The 18,355-nt window shown below is 53.4% G+C and carries 14 protein-coding genes; 9 read left to right on the top strand and 5 right to left on the bottom strand.

Features of this window, described 5'->3' with window-relative positions; translation table 11 throughout:
• Positions 1 to 42: 42 nt before the first annotated feature.
• Positions 43 to 1,443: a sulfatase gene (locus ACO064_RS10185; protein WP_421827271.1), complete on the top strand. Its 1,401-nt coding sequence runs from the start codon at positions 43 to 45 to the stop codon at positions 1,441 to 1,443.
• A gap of 19 nt (positions 1,444 to 1,462) precedes the next feature.
• Here the strand turns inward: ACO064_RS10185 and ACO064_RS10190 are convergent, their stop codons facing one another.
• Positions 1,463 to 2,722 carry an ATP-binding protein gene (locus ACO064_RS10190; protein WP_421827272.1) on the bottom strand — a complete coding sequence of 420 codons (1,260 nt, stop codon included), beginning with the start codon at positions 2,720 to 2,722 and terminating at the stop codon, positions 1,463 to 1,465.
• A gap of 236 nt (positions 2,723 to 2,958) precedes the next feature.
• On the opposite strand from ACO064_RS10190, the gene ACO064_RS10195 reads away from it, so the two are divergent.
• The 4 genes from ACO064_RS10195 to pfkA all read left to right on the top strand — a co-directional run bounded on the left by ACO064_RS10195 (position 2,959) and on the right by pfkA (position 10,163).
• The gene (locus ACO064_RS10195; protein ID WP_421827273.1) at positions 2,959 to 3,474 is read left to right on the top strand and encodes a ferritin-like domain-containing protein; all 516 of its coding nucleotides are present in this window, start codon (positions 2,959 to 2,961) and stop codon (positions 3,472 to 3,474) included.
• Positions 3,475 to 3,763: 289 nt separating this feature from the next.
• Positions 3,764 to 7,999 carry a malto-oligosyltrehalose synthase gene (gene treY / locus ACO064_RS10200; protein ID WP_421827274.1) on the top strand — a complete coding sequence of 1,412 codons (4,236 nt, stop codon included), beginning with the start codon at positions 3,764 to 3,766 and terminating at the stop codon, positions 7,997 to 7,999.
• Positions 8,000 to 8,315: 316 nt separating this feature from the next.
• Positions 8,316 to 8,975 carry a phosphatase PAP2 family protein gene (locus ACO064_RS10205; RefSeq protein ID WP_421827275.1) on the top strand — a complete coding sequence of 220 codons (660 nt, stop codon included), beginning with the start codon at positions 8,316 to 8,318 and terminating at the stop codon, positions 8,973 to 8,975.
• Positions 8,976 to 9,188: 213 nt separating this feature from the next.
• Positions 9,189 to 10,163, top strand: a complete 975-nt coding sequence (pfkA, locus tag ACO064_RS10210; RefSeq protein WP_114407978.1) for a 6-phosphofructokinase — start codon at positions 9,189 to 9,191, stop codon at positions 10,161 to 10,163.
• Here the strand turns inward: pfkA and ACO064_RS10215 are convergent.
• Positions 10,160 to 10,930, bottom strand: coding sequence for a YdcF family protein (locus ACO064_RS10215; RefSeq protein ID WP_421827276.1), 771 nt, complete (start codon positions 10,928 to 10,930; stop codon positions 10,160 to 10,162). The two genes, pfkA and ACO064_RS10215, sit on opposite strands and share 4 nt — an antisense overlap.
• Positions 10,931 to 11,011: 81 nt before the next feature.
• Between ACO064_RS10215 and ACO064_RS10220 the strand changes: the two genes are divergently transcribed.
• On the top strand, positions 11,012 to 12,448 hold the full coding sequence (locus ACO064_RS10220) for a thioredoxin-like domain-containing protein (protein ID WP_421827277.1): 1,437 nt from the start codon (positions 11,012 to 11,014) through the stop codon (positions 12,446 to 12,448).
• A 92-nt stretch (positions 12,449 to 12,540) separates the two neighbouring features.
• Here the strand turns inward: ACO064_RS10220 and ACO064_RS10225 are convergent, their stop codons facing one another.
• Together ACO064_RS10225 and ACO064_RS10230 are read right to left on the bottom strand one after the other, a co-directional pair.
• Complete coding sequence (locus ACO064_RS10225) at positions 12,541 to 13,452, bottom strand: DUF58 domain-containing protein (protein WP_421827278.1); 912 nt, start codon at positions 13,450 to 13,452, stop codon at positions 12,541 to 12,543.
• 157 nt (positions 13,453 to 13,609) lie between these two features.
• Positions 13,610 to 14,056, bottom strand: coding sequence for a septal ring lytic transglycosylase RlpA family protein (locus ACO064_RS10230; protein WP_114407974.1), 447 nt, complete (start codon positions 14,054 to 14,056; stop codon positions 13,610 to 13,612).
• A 265-nt stretch (positions 14,057 to 14,321) separates the two neighbouring features.
• Here ACO064_RS10230 and ACO064_RS10235 point away from each other — a divergent pair, with 265 nt between their 5' ends.
• Positions 14,322 to 14,645, top strand: a complete 324-nt coding sequence (locus ACO064_RS10235) for a DUF3276 family protein (RefSeq protein WP_114407973.1) — start codon at positions 14,322 to 14,324, stop codon at positions 14,643 to 14,645.
• Positions 14,646 to 14,833: 188 nt separating this feature from the next.
• Positions 14,834 to 15,937: a redox-regulated ATPase YchF gene (ychF, locus tag ACO064_RS10240; RefSeq protein ID WP_421827279.1), complete on the top strand. Its 1,104-nt coding sequence runs from the start codon at positions 14,834 to 14,836 to the stop codon at positions 15,935 to 15,937.
• A gap of 69 nt (positions 15,938 to 16,006) precedes the next feature.
• On the opposite strand, the gene ACO064_RS10245 is transcribed toward ychF, so the two are convergent.
• Positions 16,007 to 17,323, bottom strand: coding sequence for a DUF5103 domain-containing protein (locus ACO064_RS10245; protein ID WP_421827280.1), 1,317 nt, complete (start codon positions 17,321 to 17,323; stop codon positions 16,007 to 16,009).
• Between the two features lie 108 nt (positions 17,324 to 17,431).
• Here ACO064_RS10245 and ACO064_RS10250 point away from each other — a divergent pair, with 108 nt between their 5' ends.
• Positions 17,432 to 18,355 (top strand): bestrophin family protein, encoded by a 924-nt coding sequence (locus ACO064_RS10250; RefSeq protein ID WP_421827281.1) that lies wholly within the window; start codon positions 17,432 to 17,434, stop codon positions 18,353 to 18,355.

Genomic DNA, 18,355 nt, shown 5'->3' on the forward strand with positions numbered 1-18,355 from the left:
AGTGCAATAGAATTATCAGACATAAAACCTAATCCCGTTTCGATGAATAAAACAACGTCAATAGTCGCCGGAGTGCTTGGAATGGCCGGTGTGGTCCTGATGGCCGCGTCCTTTGCTCCTCATCTATCCGAGCATGTGAAGGCAAAACCGCCCGAAAAGCCCAACATCATTTTCCTGCTGACGGACGACCACCGCTGGGATGCGCTGGGCGTGATGGGGAATCCGATCATCCGGACGCCGAACCTGGATGCGCTGGCGAAGGGCGGTGTGCTGTTTCCCAACGCCTACGTCACCACGGCGATCTGCTGCGTCAGCCGGGCCAGTATTCTGAGTGGGCAGTATGAATCGCGCCATAAGATCAATGATTTTGTGACGGATTTTTCGCCGGAAGCCGTTGCCAACACTTACCCGTTGCTGCTCAAAAAAGCCGGGTATAAAATCGGTTTTGTCGGTAAGTACGGGGTCGGCGATAACCCACCCGAAGACCAGTACGACTTCTGGGCCTGTAACCGCAAAGGCCAGCCGCCGTATGAATACACCAACCAGAGCGGGAAGAAGATTCACCATACCGACAGCGTGGCGAATGGCGTGCAGAACTTTCTGAACGATTTTGCCGGCCAAGGGCCGTTCTGTCTGTCGGTGAGCTTCAAGGCCCCGCACGAACTGGATGGCAACCCGCCAACGTACCCGGTTCAGGAGCGGTTCAAGGCGTTGTATGAAGACGCCAAAATCCCGGTGCCGGAAACCGCCGACCCGAAATACTGGGCCAGCTTCCCGGACTTTTTCCGAACCGACCAAAACATTGGCCGCGAACGCTGGAAACCGCTGTTCTCCACCCCCGAACTGCACCAGAAAACCGTCAAGGATTATTACCGGCTGATCACGGGCGTCGATGAGGTGGTTGGCAAGCTGATGGCGCAGTTGAAGCAACTGAAACTGGATAAAAACACGATCATCGTTTTCATGGGCGACAACGGTTTTTACCTCGGTGAACACGGCATGGAAGGCAAGTGGTTTGGCCACGAAGAATCCATCCGGGTGCCGCTGATTATCTATAACCCGGTTTTACCCGCCAGCCGGAAAGGAACCAGACCGGCCCGGATTGCACTCAACATCGACGTGGCGCCCACCATCCTGTCGTTCGCCGGGGTTCCGGTTCCGAAAACCATGCAGGGCGTGGATTTGATGCAGGCGAATGCGCCCGCCCGACCGGATTTTTTCTACGAACACACGTTTATGGGCAGTCCGCGGTTGCCGAAAGTGGAGGGCGTGGTCACGCCGGATTTCAAATACATGAAATTCATCGAGCACGGTTATGAGGAGTTGTATTCCATCAAAGCCGATCCGCACGAAACGAAAAACCGGGCGACGGACCCGGCTTTCCGCAAAAAACTGGACGAGCTGCGAAACCGCTACCGGGTGCTGAAAGAAACCGTTCAGTGAACACGCGTGGCCTGGGCCTTTACTGGGCTTTCCAGTGAAGGCCCAGGCGAATGCGGAACAGGGTGCCTTCACCTGCTTTGGTCTCAATTTCCAGGCTGGCCCGCAGGAGTTCACACAATCGTTTGACAATCGACAGGCCGATGCCTTCGCCTTTGGTCGTTTTTGGAGCCTGAACAACGGCTTTCTCCCGGGCGTCGGCTTCCGGGGTTGGCACCCCAAAAGCCGCGCTTGATTCGGGAATGGGAGCCAGCACCTGCGAATAGGAACCGGCCTCCTGATTGGGAAGGCCCGGGCCGGAATCCTGAATGCCGATGAGCCAGCGGTAATCGCTTTCGCGAACCCACGACACCGATATCCAACCGGATCGGGTGTGTTTCAGGGCGTTCAATACCAGATTCTGCACGATACGCTGCAACTGGAGGGGATCACTTTCGACCAGCAACTCCGCCGGGCCGTCGGCTTTCAGCATCAAACCCGCTTCCTCGGCCATCGGCTGGTAGCTGTCGATCAGTTGATGCAGCAGTTGGCCCGCGTTGAACGACTGAATGTTGAGGGATTCCTGACCAGCTTCCAGCCGGGCCAGATCCATCAATCGAATGACCATCTCCCGCACCGTCGTCAGGTTGCGATTCAGCATTTCGAGCATCTGCTTCCGTTCCGGTTCATCCGCTTCCACCAGATTGAGAAACGAAGCGGCTCCCTCGATGATGCCAAAACTGCCCCGCAGGTCGTGGGAGGCCGTTCTCAGCAGATCACCCCGTTGACGCGTCAGTTCGTTCAGGTCGTCGAGGGCTTGCTGCAGGAGTTGAACCCGGTTGCTGGCGTCCAGGCGTTGCAAGTCTGTATATTGCTCTACACTGCCACTGATGCTAAGCGTTTTGAACCAGGACAGGTATTCGTAGGATTGCGAAATCAGATCAATTTCCGGAGTAGGATCGTGTTGCCAGTATTGCCGAAACTCATCCAGCAAAACCTGATTGAGGTGATGGATTTCGGTCAGCAGTTCCTGCAACGTATACCCTTTTTGCCAGCGGTGCAGGCCATGCTCCTCCGACAGCAGCTTAATATCCGCGTCCAGAGCGATTTGCCGCAACCTATGGTCGAAAACATTGAGAATAAAAGGAACCTTGTTGTTGAACTCTTCCCGGCTCAAACTGGCGATGGTGTTGCAGGCCGGGTCATTTTGACAGGCTGTTCGCCAGGTGTTCAGGATGGCCTCCCGCCGGGCGGCCAGATAGGTCGCCAAAGCGGCTAGCGAAGGATCGATCGGTGCATGCATAAAGTCGCCATTCAGGTTGAAATTCAAGATACGTTGCCAGAATAACCAGATTAGGAAGGAATGGTTGAAAAACGGTTTTCCGGGATCGGGGCACCGGATAAACCGGCGGAAACGTTGCTAACTTTTTGAAAACAACTCCAGCCCGCTTCTGTTGATACGCCAACGAGTCGGGCTGTTGAAGCGGTTTCTTTCAGAACCGACCGTTTGTAAATCTTAACAAAACAACGTTTAAAATCATGGCAAAGGAAAAAGGAAACGGAGAAAGCGAATTGAAGGAATTGTTTGTCGATGAGTTGAAAGACATCTACTGGGCAGAAAAACATTTGACGAAAGCACTGACCAAAATGGCCAAATCAGCCACGTCGGACGAATTGCAAACCGCCTTTGAAAAACACCTGACCGAAACGGAAAAGCATGTGACCCGGCTGGAGCAGGTCTTTGAGGTGGTGGGCGAAAAAGCATCGGCCAAAAAGTGTGATGCGATGGCGGGGTTGATCGAGGAAGCAGAAGGCTTGATGGAAGACACCAAAGAGGGAACGCTCACCCGGGATGTGGCCCTGATTTCGGCGGCCCAGAAAGTGGAGCATTACGAAATTGCTTCCTACGGAACGCTGAAAACCCTGGCCGGTGTGCTGGGCTATCCGAAGGCCGCTCAACTGCTGGAAGAAACGCTGGCCGAAGAAAAGAAAACCGATTCTCTGCTGACGGAAATTGCCGAAGGCTCTATCAACGAATCGGCGAAAAGTGAATAATTGATTTTTCGAAAACTTGCAGACAGGACTGGTAGTAAGCCGTTATTGTAAACCGGCTTACTACCGGTTTTTTTGTTCCGGAAAAACCGGGTATCCTCCCAAACAGCGCATGGATGAATACTTAGACAGCACTGGGCCGTTATGAACTCCCATTTAAAGATCTAAACATTCTATTCCGGTCATTGCTTACTATAGAGGTGCTCACCCGGCACGTCCGTTTGTCGACCAGCCTGGCGGTTGACAAACGGTTCCTGGAACATACTTTATCCGCAGGCTTTATCTGATACTCATGAATAATCCGGTTGCTACCTATCGTATCCAATTTCATAGTGGATTTACCTTTAGCGATTTTGAAAAAATACTGCCTTATCTGAAGAAACTGGGGGTCGGCACGCTCTACGCTTCGCCCGTTTTCGAATCCGTGCCGGGCAGCCAGCACGGCTACGATGGGGTCAATCCGCACCGCATCGACCCGGAAATCGGCACGGAAAAGCAACTGAAAGCACTTAGCAAAAAACTCCGGAAGGAAGGCATCGGCTGGTTGCAGGACATCGTTCCCAACCACATGGCCTTTCATCCCAACAATCCGTGGCTGATGGACGTGCTGGAAAAAGGCCCTCTGTCGCGGTTTGTGCCCTTCTTCGATACCGTCTGGACGAGCCAGCTTTTTCACGGTCGGCTAACGGTTCCTTTTCTGGACGCACCCCTCGACGAGGTCATCAAAAACCGGGAACTCAAGGTCGCTTACCAGGACGGAAGGCTGGTACTGCGGTATTTCGACACGGCTTATCCGTTGCGCCTGCGGTCGTACCCAACGGTTTTGCAGGCTCTCGACAATCAGCCGATACTGGAATCGGTTCAGCAACTGCTCGACCAGATCCGCCCCCTTCAACTGGTGGAAGAACCCGAAGCCTATGCACTGGGTATGAACGAATTCCGGCAGCAGCTTGCGTCCTTACAGAAAAACCCGGTCGTTAAGGCCTACATCAAGTCGTGTCTGAGCGCGCTCAACCGCGACCCGCAGCGACTCCGCCAACTGGCAGACGAGCAGGTGTATCAGTTGAGCCACCATCAGGAAACCGACCGGCGGATCAATTTCCGGCGGTTTTTTACGGTGAGTAGCCTGATTGGCCTGAATGTGCAGAATGACGCGGTTTTTTCCTCCGTTCATCAGGGCATCAAGGATCTGGTGATCGAGGGCGTATTTACCGGATTGCGCGTCGATCACATCGACGGATTGTATGACCCCGGCCCGTATCTGGAACGGCTGCGGGAACTGGCGGGGGAAGAAACGTACCTCATCGTTGAAAAAATTCTCGAACCCGGCGAACCACTGGAAACCGCCTGGCCCATTCAGGGAACCACCGGCTACGAGTTTCTGGCGCAGGTCAATAACCTGTTTACGCACCCGGCCAGCGAGCCGGTTCTGACGCATTTCTACCAGCAGCTTGTTTCCGATACCACGCCCATTCACCAGCAAATCCTGAACAAAAAGGCGTTCATTCTGGCCCGGCACATGAAGGGAGAACTGGACAATCTGTACCGGTTTTTCCTGGAACTGAATCTGGTGGATGAGAATGCGATGGCTGTTCTGCCGCCCGACAGTCTGCAGGCGGCCCTCGGCGCATTTCTGGTATACTGCCCGGTTTACCGGTATTATGGTAACGCGTTTCCGCTGGAGGAACGGGAAGCTACCGCCGTGCAGACGATCCTGACCGAAATAAAAAACCAGAAACCGGAACTGGCCACGGCGGCCGATGTGCTGGAAGAGATTCTGTTGCAAAAACCGGCCGATGGCGACGATGCCTACAACCAGCGGGTTTCTCATTTTTACCGGCGGTGCATGCAGTTTACCGGCCCGCTGATGGCCAAAGGGGTGGAAGACACGCTGATGTATACCTACAACCGGCTGATTGCACACAACGAAGTGGGCGATTCGCCGGAAACGTTTGGGTTGTCGCCGGCCGATTTTCACCGGGCCATGCAGGAACGCCGGGAGCAGTGGCCGCTGGCCCTCAATGCCACCTCGACACACGACACCAAGCGCGGAGAAGACGTCCGGGCGCGGCTGAACGTGCTGACGGATTTGCCCGACGAATGGCTGAAAACCGTGCAGGAATGGCAGCAGCTAAACGCCGGTTTGAAACAGAAGGGCGCGCCGGATGCCAACGACGAATACTTTATTTATCAGACACTGACTGGGGCCTACCCCATGCCGGACCAGGACGACGACGACTTTGAAAACCGGCTTCAGGACTATCTGGAAAAAGCCTTGCGGGAGGCCAAACGGCATTCGAGCTGGAACGCGCCCGACGCTGCCTATGAGGAAGCCACCCGGAATTTCGTTGCGCAGTTGCTGAACCGGAAACGACCTTTCTGGAAAAGCTTTCAAAAGTTTCACCGGCAACTGGCTGATTTCGGGATCGTTAACTCTCTGGCGCAGGTTGTTCTCAAAGCCACCTGCCCCGGTGTTCCCGATGTCTATCAGGGCTGTGAGTTGTGGGACCTGAGTCTGGTCGATCCCGACAACCGCCGACCCGTCGATTATGACCAGCGCCAGCAGTGGCTGGACGAGTTGACCAATCCCGATTCGGCACCCTCGGATGCGCTGTTGAGCGATCTGTGGGAAAACCGGTATGACGCCCGAATCAAGCTCTGGTTGACCCACACCTTACTCACCGCCCGCAATCAGGAGTCGACCGAACTCTTTGCCGAAGGGCAGTATATTCCGCTGGCGGTGGAAGGTCGCTACCGGGAGCATGTGCTGGCGTTTGCGCGTCGGCACCGGCAAACCTGGCTGGTGGTTGCTGTTCCGCTGCACCTGGCCGGGCTGTGCCGCCAGCAAAACAGAAGCGTTTCGGCCCTCGACTGGAAAGACACCCGGATCGTTCTGCCGCCGGATGCGCCGGACGAATGGAAGCACCTGCTGCTTCCGACCAGTGGCAAAACAACGGACGGCATCGCACTGAAAGAGGTTTTTAAAACACTGCCGCTGGCGGTTTTGAAACTACAACCGGCTTTTACCGACCGGAGCGCGGGCCTATTGCTGCCCGTCACCTCGCTGCCCTCGGCTTTCGGCATTGGTGATTTGGGGCCGGAAGCGCGGGCTTTTGCCGATTTTCTGAGCCGCAGCCGACAACATTACTGGCAAATTCTGCCGCTCAATCCCACGGAACCGGGCGCGGGCCATTCGCCCTACAGCACCTATTCCAGCATGGCGGGCAACACCCTGCTGCTAAGTCCGGAAGCCCTGGCGCAGGACGGTTTGCTGGATTGGGATACGTTGCGCACCCACCAGCTTCCGACCACCGGGCAGGTAGACTATGCCGGTGCCGAGCGGGTTCGGACGGTTCTTTTGGAGAAAGCCTACCGGAAGTTTTCCCAATTGAAAGCCAGCCCTTTGCAAAACCAGTTTCGGGCGTTTTGTCAGCGCGAAGCCCACTGGCTCACCGATTTTGTGCTGTATATGGGCCTGAAACAGAAATTTCAGGGGCAGCCGTGGTATGAATGGCCGACAGAATATCGCCTGCGCCAGCCGGATGCGTTGCAGACGTTTGCGGAAGCCCACCATGACGAACTGGAAAAGGTACGGTGGTTGCAGTTTAGTTTCGACCGGCAGTGGCAGAGCCTCAAAACAGATTGTAACCAGCGGGGCATTCACCTGCTGGGCGATTTGCCTTTTTACGTGAGCTATGATTCGGCGGATGTGTGGTCGCACCCGGATCTGTTCAGTCTGGATGAATCGGGGAAACTCCTGACGGTGGCCGGGGTACCGCCGGATTATTTCAACGCTGACGGTCAGCTTTGGGGCATGCCGGTTTTTCGCTGGGACCGGCTCAAAGAGCGCGGCTACGACTGGTGGATTCGGCGCATCCGGAAAAATACGGCCTTGTTCGACCTGGTGCGCATCGACCATTTTCGCGCGCTGTCGGAATACTGGGAAATTCCGGCCGGGGAGAAAACCGCCATCCGGGGCGAGTGGAAACCGGGGCCGGGCGCCGATTTTTTCCGGGTTCTGCACCAGGAATTAGGCACCTTACCCCTGGTGGCCGAGGATTTGGGCGACATCAGCGAAGCGGTTTATCAGCTACGCGATGCGTTTCAGTTGCCGGGTATGAAGGTCGTTCAGTTTGCTTTTCAGGAAGCGTTGCCGCTCTCTCCGCACATTCCCCATCAGTATACGCCCAACTTCATTGCCTACACCGGCACGCACGACAACAATACCACCCGGGGCTGGTACCGGCAAAACCTGAGCCCGGCTGAGCAGAAAACCGTAGCGGAATACGTCGGGAAGCCGGTTTCCGAAAAAACCGTGCATCTGGCGTTGGGGCAACTGGTGTATGCCTCGGTGGCCAGAACGGTAATTCTGCCGGTGCAGGACGTGCTGGGGCTGGACGAAACCGCCCGGGTCAATACCCCGGCGGCCACCGCCAACAACTGGCTCTGGCGGCTGTTACCGGGGCAGTTGACCGATGAAGCCGAAAACCGGCTCCGGTCGTGGGCAACGCTCTACAACCGCTGGTAGACCTGTATCTACCAGCGGTTGAGTGGTTTGGACATTACGGGGAATATGACCTCATGACCACAACGGACACGAACGTTTCCATTATTTTCAATTCAACTCCGCAGGAATGCTTTTTTACAGCTTTTCGAGTAAGTTTGTGCGTAGGCATCGGTGACGATTGATCTTCGCTTTCACCCTTAAAAGTTCATCCACGGTGTCTTTTAGATGGGCCTTCAATAGTTTCTTACATTAAATAACTGCCGAATTACTCTCTACAGGGGCAGGAATCGAAAGTGCAACCGAGTTATCTATCAGATACAAGTCCTCTACCATTGAAATGACGCATAAAACCCTGATTTCCTTATTCCTCTGGCTTGCTTATCTTCCGCTTTTTGCCCAAACAGCCGGTGATTCCATTCCCACCGAACGACGGTTTCCGCTAACATCTTTTATTGTGCCGGCCACGCTGGCAGGGGGCGGAACGGCACTGCTCGGCCACCCCACCCGGGAGCCCTTTCGCTCGACGGGTCACGTCAGTTCGGCGGATGACTACCTGCGTTTCGGGCCGTATGGCCTGCGGGTCGCGCTGCAACTGGCGGGCGTGAAACCGGCGATCGGGCTGGGCGACGAAATTGCCGTAACGGTTTTGTCGAACGTGGCCATGGGCGGTGTCACCGAGGTCCTTAAACGCACGATCAATTCCACCCGTCCCGACGGTTCCGACCGCCGATCGTTTCCTTCCGGTCATACAGCGGTAGCTTTTACGGGAGCTGAATTACTGCACCAGGCGTATAAACACAAAAGTCCGTGGATCAGCATCGCGGGCTATGCCATGGCGAGTGCCACGGCGGTGCTGCGGGTGGCCAACGAAAAGCACCATTGGGCCGATGTTCTGACCGGCGCCGGCATCGGTATTGCGTCCGTAAAGATAACGTATGCGGTTTATCCCGTTATTAAACGCAAGTTACAACGCCACCGCAAGCACCCGACAAGCTAAATACAATCACCTGTCAATCAGTTAATTGATTAAGTATTTTAAATGAGTAACCACCTGTCAATCACCGGTTTTCAGCATTACGTCCGTATTAAATTCGTTTTTCGTTGAACACATTTGTCGGTTTGTCCAAAAATGAAAATAAATTTGCGGTTCGCGAGCAAAAGGCAGACGAATATTTTTTTGCACATAGGAAATTTAAAATAGACTTTTAATATGAAGCGCTTAGCTGTTTTTACTTCCGGCGGTGACGCACCTGGCATGAATGCCTGTATTCGGGCGGTTGTCAGGGGAGCGGTTTACCACGGCGTCGAAGTTTTCGGCATCCGTCGGGGGTACAACGGAATGATCAACGGCGATATTTTTCCCATGACGTCCCACTCCGTGAGCAACATTGTTCAACGCGGTGGAACCATCCTCAAGTCCGCCCGCAGCAAAGAGTTCATGACTCCCGAAGGCCGTCAGAAAGCGCACGATCAACTGATTAAACACGGTATCGAGGGCCTGGTGGCCATCGGTGGAAACGGGACGTTTACCGGAGCCTTAAAGTTTTTTGAAGAATACCAGATTCCCACCGTTGGCGCACCGGGCACCATCGACAACGATCTGTACGGTACCGACTATACCATCGGTTTCGATACCGCCGTCAATACCGCCCTGGAAGCCATCGACAAAATTCGCGATACCGCCGATTCACACGACCGGATTTTCTTCATCGAAGTGATGGGCCGCGACTCGGGCTACATTGCCATTCAGTCGGGCATTGCCGGGGGCGCCGAAATGGTAATGGTTCCGGAAGTGCTGACGCCGATTTCGGAAGTAGTCGAAACGCTGAAACAGGGCTGGAGTCGTTCCAAATCCTCCTCCATCATCATTGTGGCCGAAGGCGACGAAGAAGGCAATGCCGCCGAAGTAGCCGAAAAAATCCGCTCGCAGGTGGGCGTCGACGTCGACATGCGCGTGACGACCCTGGGCCATATCCAGCGCGGAGGCATTCCAACGGCCTACGACCGCATTCTGGCCAGCCGCCTGGGTTTGGGAGCCCTGGAAGGCTTGTTAAACGGAGAGAAAAACGTCATGGCCGGTGTTGTCAACAACCAACTTCTCTACACACCCTTCATTGACACGATCAAACTGCCCAAACCGATCAACGAGGATTTGCTGCGAATGGTACGGATTCTGAGCGTTTAGAGGTAGCCCGCAACCCGGTATGCCGTGTAGCCCACCAGTTCGTGGATCAGCCAATAGGAGCTAAACAGGGCTTTTTCGGACGGCAGCAGCAGGTGGTTGGGCGCAAACTCGCGTGGTCCGCCAATGAAAGCTGCCGGGTAAGGTGTTACGGTAATGTGCTGTTTCTCAAAACACCCGATCGCCCGGCGCATGTGCCAGGCCGACGTGATCAGCACATATTCATACCCATTGAACCGTTTTTGGAGTATTGGGGCTGAGAAAAGCGCGTTCTCGTGCGTGTTGCGGGACCGGTTTTCGAGCAGAACGTCCTGCGCCGGAACGCCCGCCAGAAGCAGGAATTGCCGCGTTAGCTGGCCTTCGTTGGCGACGTCGCTCCGGAAAAGACCGCCAATGCCTCCGCTAATCAGGATTTTCTGAATCTGCCCGGCTTTATACAACAGCAACGCCTGCCCCATCCGGTCGGCCTGATCGCCCAGATAAATGCGGTTGCGCGGCTCCCCATCGACCTTCACCATGCCGCCCGTCAGCACCACCCCAATGCGCGGACGCGTCGATGCGGGCAGCGTAACCGGCGGAATTTCCCACCAGCGCGCAACCTCATTGGAAATAAACCCATTTCCGGTAATCAGCAGCAACACCACGGCCGAAAGCAGGGCTTTGCGTCGACGGGCATGATTTTTGGTGAGGATCGCTACCAGCAACAAAATCGTCAACAGCCCCAGGGGCATGAGCAGAAAGGAGAATACTTTGGAAAGAAAGTAGAACATCGTGTATGCGAAGGCCAACGCCCCAATCGTTATAACTCGTATCTTTGTATGACAAACTCTGGTCAACCAACCACGCAATTCATGAATCGACGGTTCTGTTTTACGGCGTTCCTGCTGCTCCTCTCTGCCCCGTTTCTGCGGGCGCAATCGTCCGAAGGTCACCTGGTTACGGCCAAAATTAAAGGGCTGGCCAACAAAACCGCCTATCTGGCGCATTTCTATGGTCAGACGCAGTTCACGCCCCGCGACACCGCCACCGCCGACGCGGAAGGACGTCTGGTGTTCGACGGACCGAAAGAACTTCCCGGCGGGTTGTATATGATTGTGGTGGATGCCAAACCGGTTCTCCAACTGGTGATCGGCGAACAGCGGTTTTCGATCGAGGCCGATACGGTGAACGTCATTGAATCCATGAAAGTGACCGGTTCCCGCGAAAATGAGCTTTTTTACGGGTACCAGAAATTTCTGAGCAAAAAGTACGGAGAAATCAGTGCTTTGCAAAAAAGCGGGGGATCGGCCAGCCAGATTGCCGCTGGTCAGAAGGAAGTGGAAGACTACCGCAAAGACTTCATCGCTAAAAACGCCAATACGCTGACCGTTAAACTGTTCCGGGCCGCCGAAGAACCCGAAATTCCGGAAGCGCCGAAGCTGGCGAACGGACGAACGGATTCGAATTTTGTTTTTAATTATTACCGGAATCACTTTCTCGACGGTTTTGATTTTTCGGACGAGCGGCTGATGCGGACGCCTTTTCTTCAAACCAAACTCGACCGCTACCTCAAAGAACTGACCGTGCAAACCGTCGATTCGCTGATTCCGGCGGCTGATTATCTGGTGAAAAAAGCGAAAGCCAACAAAGACATTCTGCAATACACGATCTGGTACATTACCAACCAGTATGAAGAGCAAAAGAAAGTGCTGAACACCGACGGTTTGTTCATTCACATGGCCGAGAAATACTGGTTAACCGGGGTAATGCCCGTCAGCGATACTTCCACGCTTACCAGCATGCGCGACCGGGTCAGGATTCTGAAACCGCTGCTGGCCGGCAAAACGCTGCCCAACGTGAGTTTGAAGGATACGCTCGGGCGGTTTCAGCCGTTACACAACGTCAAAGCGGAGTATACCATTGCATTTTTCTACGATCCCGAGTGCGGCCATTGCCGGGAGTCGGCCCCCGCGCTGAAGAAATTCTATGATAAACACAAAGCCAAAGGTGTGCAGATTTACGCGGTAGCCATTGGCAAAACCGAAGCGATCTGGAAGAAATTTATCCGGGAGTTTAAATTGCAGAGTCTGCTGAACGTCTACGGCCCGAGCGCGCCCGTCGATTACAAAACGAAATACGACGTATACTCCACCCCGACGGTGTATGTGCTCGACAAAGACAAGAAAATCCTGGCCCGCCGATTGCCCGTTGAAGATCTGGAAGGCTACTTCAACTTCCTCCAGCAGCAGAAAATGTCCAAAAAACCGGCCCCGATGAAGGATGCAAAAGCGAGTGCGAAGGGGAAATGAGGTTTACGGTTTTCAGTATACGGTTTACGGTGGCTGACGCGTATAATGCGTGCGTCAGCCACCGTAAACCGTATACTGAAAACCGTAAACCATTATCGCATCTTCGTCCGTTTCACTAAATAGCTCGTCAGGATCTGGTCGAATCCCTGGGCAATATCGGCTTCGATGAAGTCGATCCGGTACTGGCCGCAGCGGAGTTTGAGTTCGTGGTAAAAATTCTTGATGGCCGTCTGGTAGTTGTCGCGCACCTGGTTGGGCTGCACTTTCACTTTTTCACCGGTTTCCAGGTCGATAAATTCGTAAGGCCGTTCGTCAAAACTGAAATCTTCCTCCGTTTTCTTATCGATGACGTGAAAAATCAGCACTTCGTGGAGGTTGTGGCGGAGGTGTTGCAGGGCAGAAAACAGGTGATCGACATCCGAGACATTCTCAAACATATCGCTGAAAATGACCACGAGTGAACGTTTGTTGATTTTTTCGGCCAGTTGGTGAATCACTTCGGCGGCCGACGTTTTCCGCAGCGGGGGCGGTTGTTGCAGCAGCGTGTTGAGTTGCTGGAAGATTTTATGAACGTGTGAAGGCGTCGATTTCGTTTGCGTCTGAATATCAATCCCTTCGGCAAATGTCGTCAGGCTAACGGCGTCTTTCTGGCGTTGAAGCAGGTAGGCGATGCAGGCAGAGGCCAGAATGCTGAACGTAATTTTGCCGTAGCCCGGTTCGGGGTAATACATCGTCGACGAGGTGTCGAGCAGCAGGTGGCAGCGCAGGTTGGTTTCTTCTTCAAACCGCTTGACAAACAGGCGTTCCGATTTGGCAAACACTTTCCAGTCGATGTAGCGGGTGCTTTCGCCGGTATTGTAGAGCCGGTGTTCGGCAAACTCGACCGAAAAACCGTGGAAGGGCGACTTGTGCAAACCGGTAATGAATCCTTCCACCATTTGGCGGGCCAGAAACTCCACATTACCGTACTCCCGGACTTTCAGTAAATCTACTTGCGTTGCCATAGTCGTAAAAATACAGATCGCGGCCGGATCATCAAAGGGATTCGAAGGGTAGTTTAGGCATCCGGCGCATCAAATTTGCCTTGTGTCTGAAATGCGCCCGGCGCAAACTACGCTTTGATTCAGTGATCCAACCGCGATATGAAAACGGATTCCGCGCTTAAATGGTATCGATGGGAGCAAGCAACGGTTCTAAACGGTTCGTAAGCGGAAACAACACGGCGGTGGCAGGCTCGGTTATTTTCCGGTTATGACCGACAACCCGGATGGCCACATTGGCGATGCCGGTTTTAACGATTCCCAGGGTTTTCGCGGCTGCATAGGCCAGATCGATGATGCGGCCTTTGCCGTGCGGCCCCCGGTCGTTAATCCGAACGACAACGGATTGATTATTGGATAAATTGGTCACTTCGACCATGGTGTTCATGGGCAGAGAAATGTGTGCCGCTGTCAGTTTGTCGTTCTGATAACGTTCTCCGCAACTGGTTTTTTTCCCATGAAAGCGTTTTGAATAGAAAGAAGCCTTTCCTTTCTGTATGAGACCCGACTGGGCCTCCGTTGATTTCATGCCGCCAAAAAGCAGCATGATCGTGACGATTATACTCATACAGTTTGAGGTTTGGTGGAAAACAAAAAAAGGCTGAGCGTCAGACACTTGCGCCCCACCTTTAGCAGAAATTTAACAATTCCCTCCTTACAAAGATAACAGCAACTGCTTAAGAAGCAAACTGTTTTCTTTCTTTATTCTAGTGTTCTCTTAAACCTGTCCAGTTTGGACCGTACGCTATGAAAATTAATTTGAGGCAATATTTTTGCTAGTTATACTAATCCGCTTATTTTAGCGTTTAAATCACCTCAAACCACCAGAGATTGTGGAAGAAAAAGAGAAAGAAAAAATCTTTTCCAAGCGCGTCAGAGCTGGAAAACGTACCTACTTCTTTGACGTCAAATCCACCCGCGCCAACGACTATTATCTGACCATTACCGAAAGCCGCCGACATCCGCAGGGCGACGGTTTTATTTACGAGAAACACAAAATGTTTCTCTACAAAGAAGATTTCGACAAGTTCTCTGATGCGTTGCACGATACGATTCAATATATTAAATCCGATTTGATGCCTGAATTCGACTTCTCCCAGTATGCCGTGAAAGACGAACTGGAAGATGTGGGCGGCAGCGAATTGAAGTGGGAATAACCCCTCTATCTCTTCTTCCACAACTTAGCCTCTGATCCCCGGAGGCTTTTTTGTTTTTCGCCCCTGAATGGTTAATTTTGAATGAGTGAATGAGTGAATGAGTGAATAGCTACCGCGATCAGAAGGATGATCTTCGATCCTATTTTATTCACTCATTCTATCATTCTATCATTCAAAATTAAAATTTCATGAGTCTTCAATGCGGTATTGTCGGGCTGCCTAATGTTGGGAAGTCCACCTTGTTTAATGCCATTTCGAGCGGAAAAGCCGAAGCTGCCAATTATCCGTTCTGTACCATAGATCCCAACGTCGGCGTCGTCACGGTGCCTGACGAACGGCTGGACACGCTGGAAAGCCTGGTGAAGCCCCAGAAAGTGGTGCCAACCATCATCGAATTTGTCGACATCGCCGGGCTGGTCAAAGGCGCCAGCCAGGGACAGGGCCTGGGCAACAAATTTCTGGCCAACATCCGGGAAGTCGATGCCATCGTTCACGTCATCCGGTGTTTCGAAGACGACAACATCGTGCACGTCGAAGGGCGCGTCAACCCGATTTTTGACAAAGAAATCATCGACATCGAGCTTCAACTGAAAGACCTGGAGTCCATCGACCGGAAGCTGCAACGCACCGAAAAAGCCGTTCGCGCCGGTAGCGACGCCAAAGCCAAGGCCGAACTGGAAATTCTGATCCGCTACAAAAAAGCCCTGGAAGCCGGACAAAATGCCCGCGCCGTGGATGTGACGCCCGAAGAACGGTTTGCCGCCGTGGGCGAACTCCAGTTGCTGACGGTCAAACCGGTGATCTACGTCGCCAACGTCGACGAGAAATCGCTGCCGGGCGGCAACCAATATTCCGACCAACTGAAAGAAATGGCAAAAGCCGAGGGCGCGGAAGTGGTCATCGTGTGTGCCGCCATCGAGGCCCAGATTGCCGAAATTGAAGACCCCGATGAACGCCAGATGTTCCTGGAAGAATACGGTTTGCAGGAATCCGGTCTGGATTTGCTCATCAAAGCGTCGTACCGCTTGCTCAATTTAATTACTTATTTTACGGCAGGTGTCAAGGAGGTTCGCGCCTGGACGATTCAGCGCGGCTGGAAAGCCCCGCAGGCGGCTGGGGTGATTCACTCGGATTTTGAAAAACACTTCATCCGCGCGCAGGTCATCAAAATTCCGGATTTTGTTCAGTACAAATCCCAGGCCGCCGTTCGGGAAGCGGGCAAACTGTCGGTCGAAGGCAAGGAATACGTCGTGGCCGACGGCGATGTGATGGAATTTCTGCACAGCGCCTAACGAATGAGAAGAGCGGGCTTAAGTCCCGCTCTTCTCATATACATCAAGATCCCCGCTTCCTGCCTGCTGCTACTTCCGCTTGTTGTAGCCAATTCGCCGATAGCCCACCAATTGATCGGCCCGCGACGCCGGAGGGCGGTGGTAGACCAGAATTTCGTAGTCGTTTTCGGTATCCGAATAATTTCCCTCGATCAGGGTTTCGTTGCCCGTGAGGTTCATCCCGGAGCGCGACACCGGCGGGGGAATACCCTTCACGGAATAATTATAGTTATAGACACCCTGCTTCAGTTGAATTTCGGCCCGGTAGGCGCGTAAATCCGGCACGTAGCTCATCCGGTTGAGATCATTTAACTGCCAGAAATTGAACGCACTGTTCACAAACAATTCGGCATTGGGCACCTCGTCCATGCGCAGCGTAAAAACCGTCGTGATGTAGTCGGACTGCGTGGCTCCGGTGCGGGTTTCCAGGTGATCGATCACGTATTGTCCGTTAAAATCGTCGGTCTGGACATACGCGCCCACGCTTCGAATGCCGTCGGCGTTCACGAATGCCGTGTTGCGGTCTTCCCGGCGCTCGATCCGCTCGATGTAATTGCCACGTGACAAAACCGTCCGGGTGTCGAAATACCGGTATTCGTTCCCGCCCGGAAACGTGTTTTTCAGATCGAAAAGCCGGTATTCCAGCAGGTTGTCGAACGCCCGGACGTTGGTTGGCCGCAGGCCCGTGATCACGCGGTCGTCGCGAAAATTCTGGCGGATAACGATTTTCAGGTCGTCCTGGGGCGAAATGAGCGGATAGCCCCGGTAACTGATTTCGAAATTGATCTGCTGGTCGGTAAAGCGCAATTGCGGATCGTTGGCAAACTGCGCCGTGGCCGACACGCCCACCCGGTTGAGGTAGGCACTGAACCGGCGGCTGAAATAAATCTGGTTGGGGTTCCGCTCGTTATAGACCACCAACACATAATTCCCTGGCAATTTGACCTTCGGCACCGGAAACCGGTAGTGGTAATACGGTATTTTGGTGTTCTGCGAAATCTGATAATCCTGAATTGGATAGTCGTTGTATTCGTACGTAAACTCAATATCATTCAGAATCGACCGTTGCCAGTCGGCGTTGCAATGCACGAATTTGGCCCGAAACGGGCGAAAGGTAGCCGTTAGGTCGTCAAATTCCAGCATGAGCTGCGTCTCGACGGATTGATCGATGACGGGCGGGTTGAGCGTCTGCGCCGGGTCGGTGGGGTCGTTGCCGAGCACGGGATATAGCAGCACGGTTTTGATGGCTGGATCGGCAATCCGGTCTTCGGTCGGCAGGTTCTGGGCGGAAGCCTGCACCAGCAGGATGCCGTTCAGCAGCAGGAAAAGTCGGAAGAATGAAAGCATTTAGAATAGATAAATCGGTATAGGTAGGAACGAAATTTTAGTGAAAGGCGGTATAAAAAACATTTCAGGATGTATTTTTGACCTCAGCAAGATGTAACGAAGGCACAAATGGTCAATTACGATACGAAAGATTGGGTGCGGTTTCTGATTAATTTCCCAAAAGCCGATACCGTCCGCAAGTTGATGCCTTTTTTAGGCCTGATGACGCTCTATTCTTTTTTGGTGGCCTTCATTCTCCTGTACGTCTTCAATCTGAAAGACAATTCGGATTTGAGGCATATTTCGGTGATGCACTCTTTACTGGGTTTTGTCATTTCGATGTTGCTGGTTTTCAGAACCAACACCGCCTATGACCGCTGGTGGGAAGGGCGCCGGATGTGGGGAGCGCTCACCAACAACAGCCGCAACCTGGCCCTGAAGCTGGAACCCCTGTTGGACCAGGCTGCCACCGACGACCGGGAGTTTTTCCGTGCGATGATCCCCAACTTTGCCTACGCGATGAAAAACCACCTGCGGGCGCATTTCGTCGAGAAAGAATTCACGGAATGTTCGCTTTTCCCCTTATCTGCACTGAACCGGCACGAGCACATTCCTTCCCAAATTTCGGCGGCTCTTACCCGTAAAGTCTATGAACTTCAGCGAAAGGGCGTCTTTTTACCGGAACATTTGCTGTTTTTGAATGGCGAATTGCAGAGTCTGATGGACATCTGCGGCTCCTGCGAACGGATCAACAAAACACCGATTCCGTTTTCCTACAGCTCGTTTCTAAAAAAATTCATCTTCATTTATTGCATCACGCTCCCGCTCGGCTACGTTTTCAGCCTGCATTACTTCGTTGTCCCGTTTGTCGTATTCATCTTCTACGTTCTGGCCAGTCTGGAGGTCATTGCCGAAGAAATCGAAGACCCCTTCGGGACAGATGCGAACGATTTGCCCGCCGAAACGATCTGCAAGAACATCCGGCTGTCGGTTCGGCAACTCATCCCGGTTTCGGAACCCATCAAAACAACCTCCGATTCCGGTCCGCTTTGA

Origin of the sequence: Larkinella sp. (genome assembly GCF_965227735.1) — a bacterium.
Taxonomy (GTDB): Bacteria; Bacteroidota; Bacteroidia; order Cytophagales; family Spirosomataceae; genus Larkinella.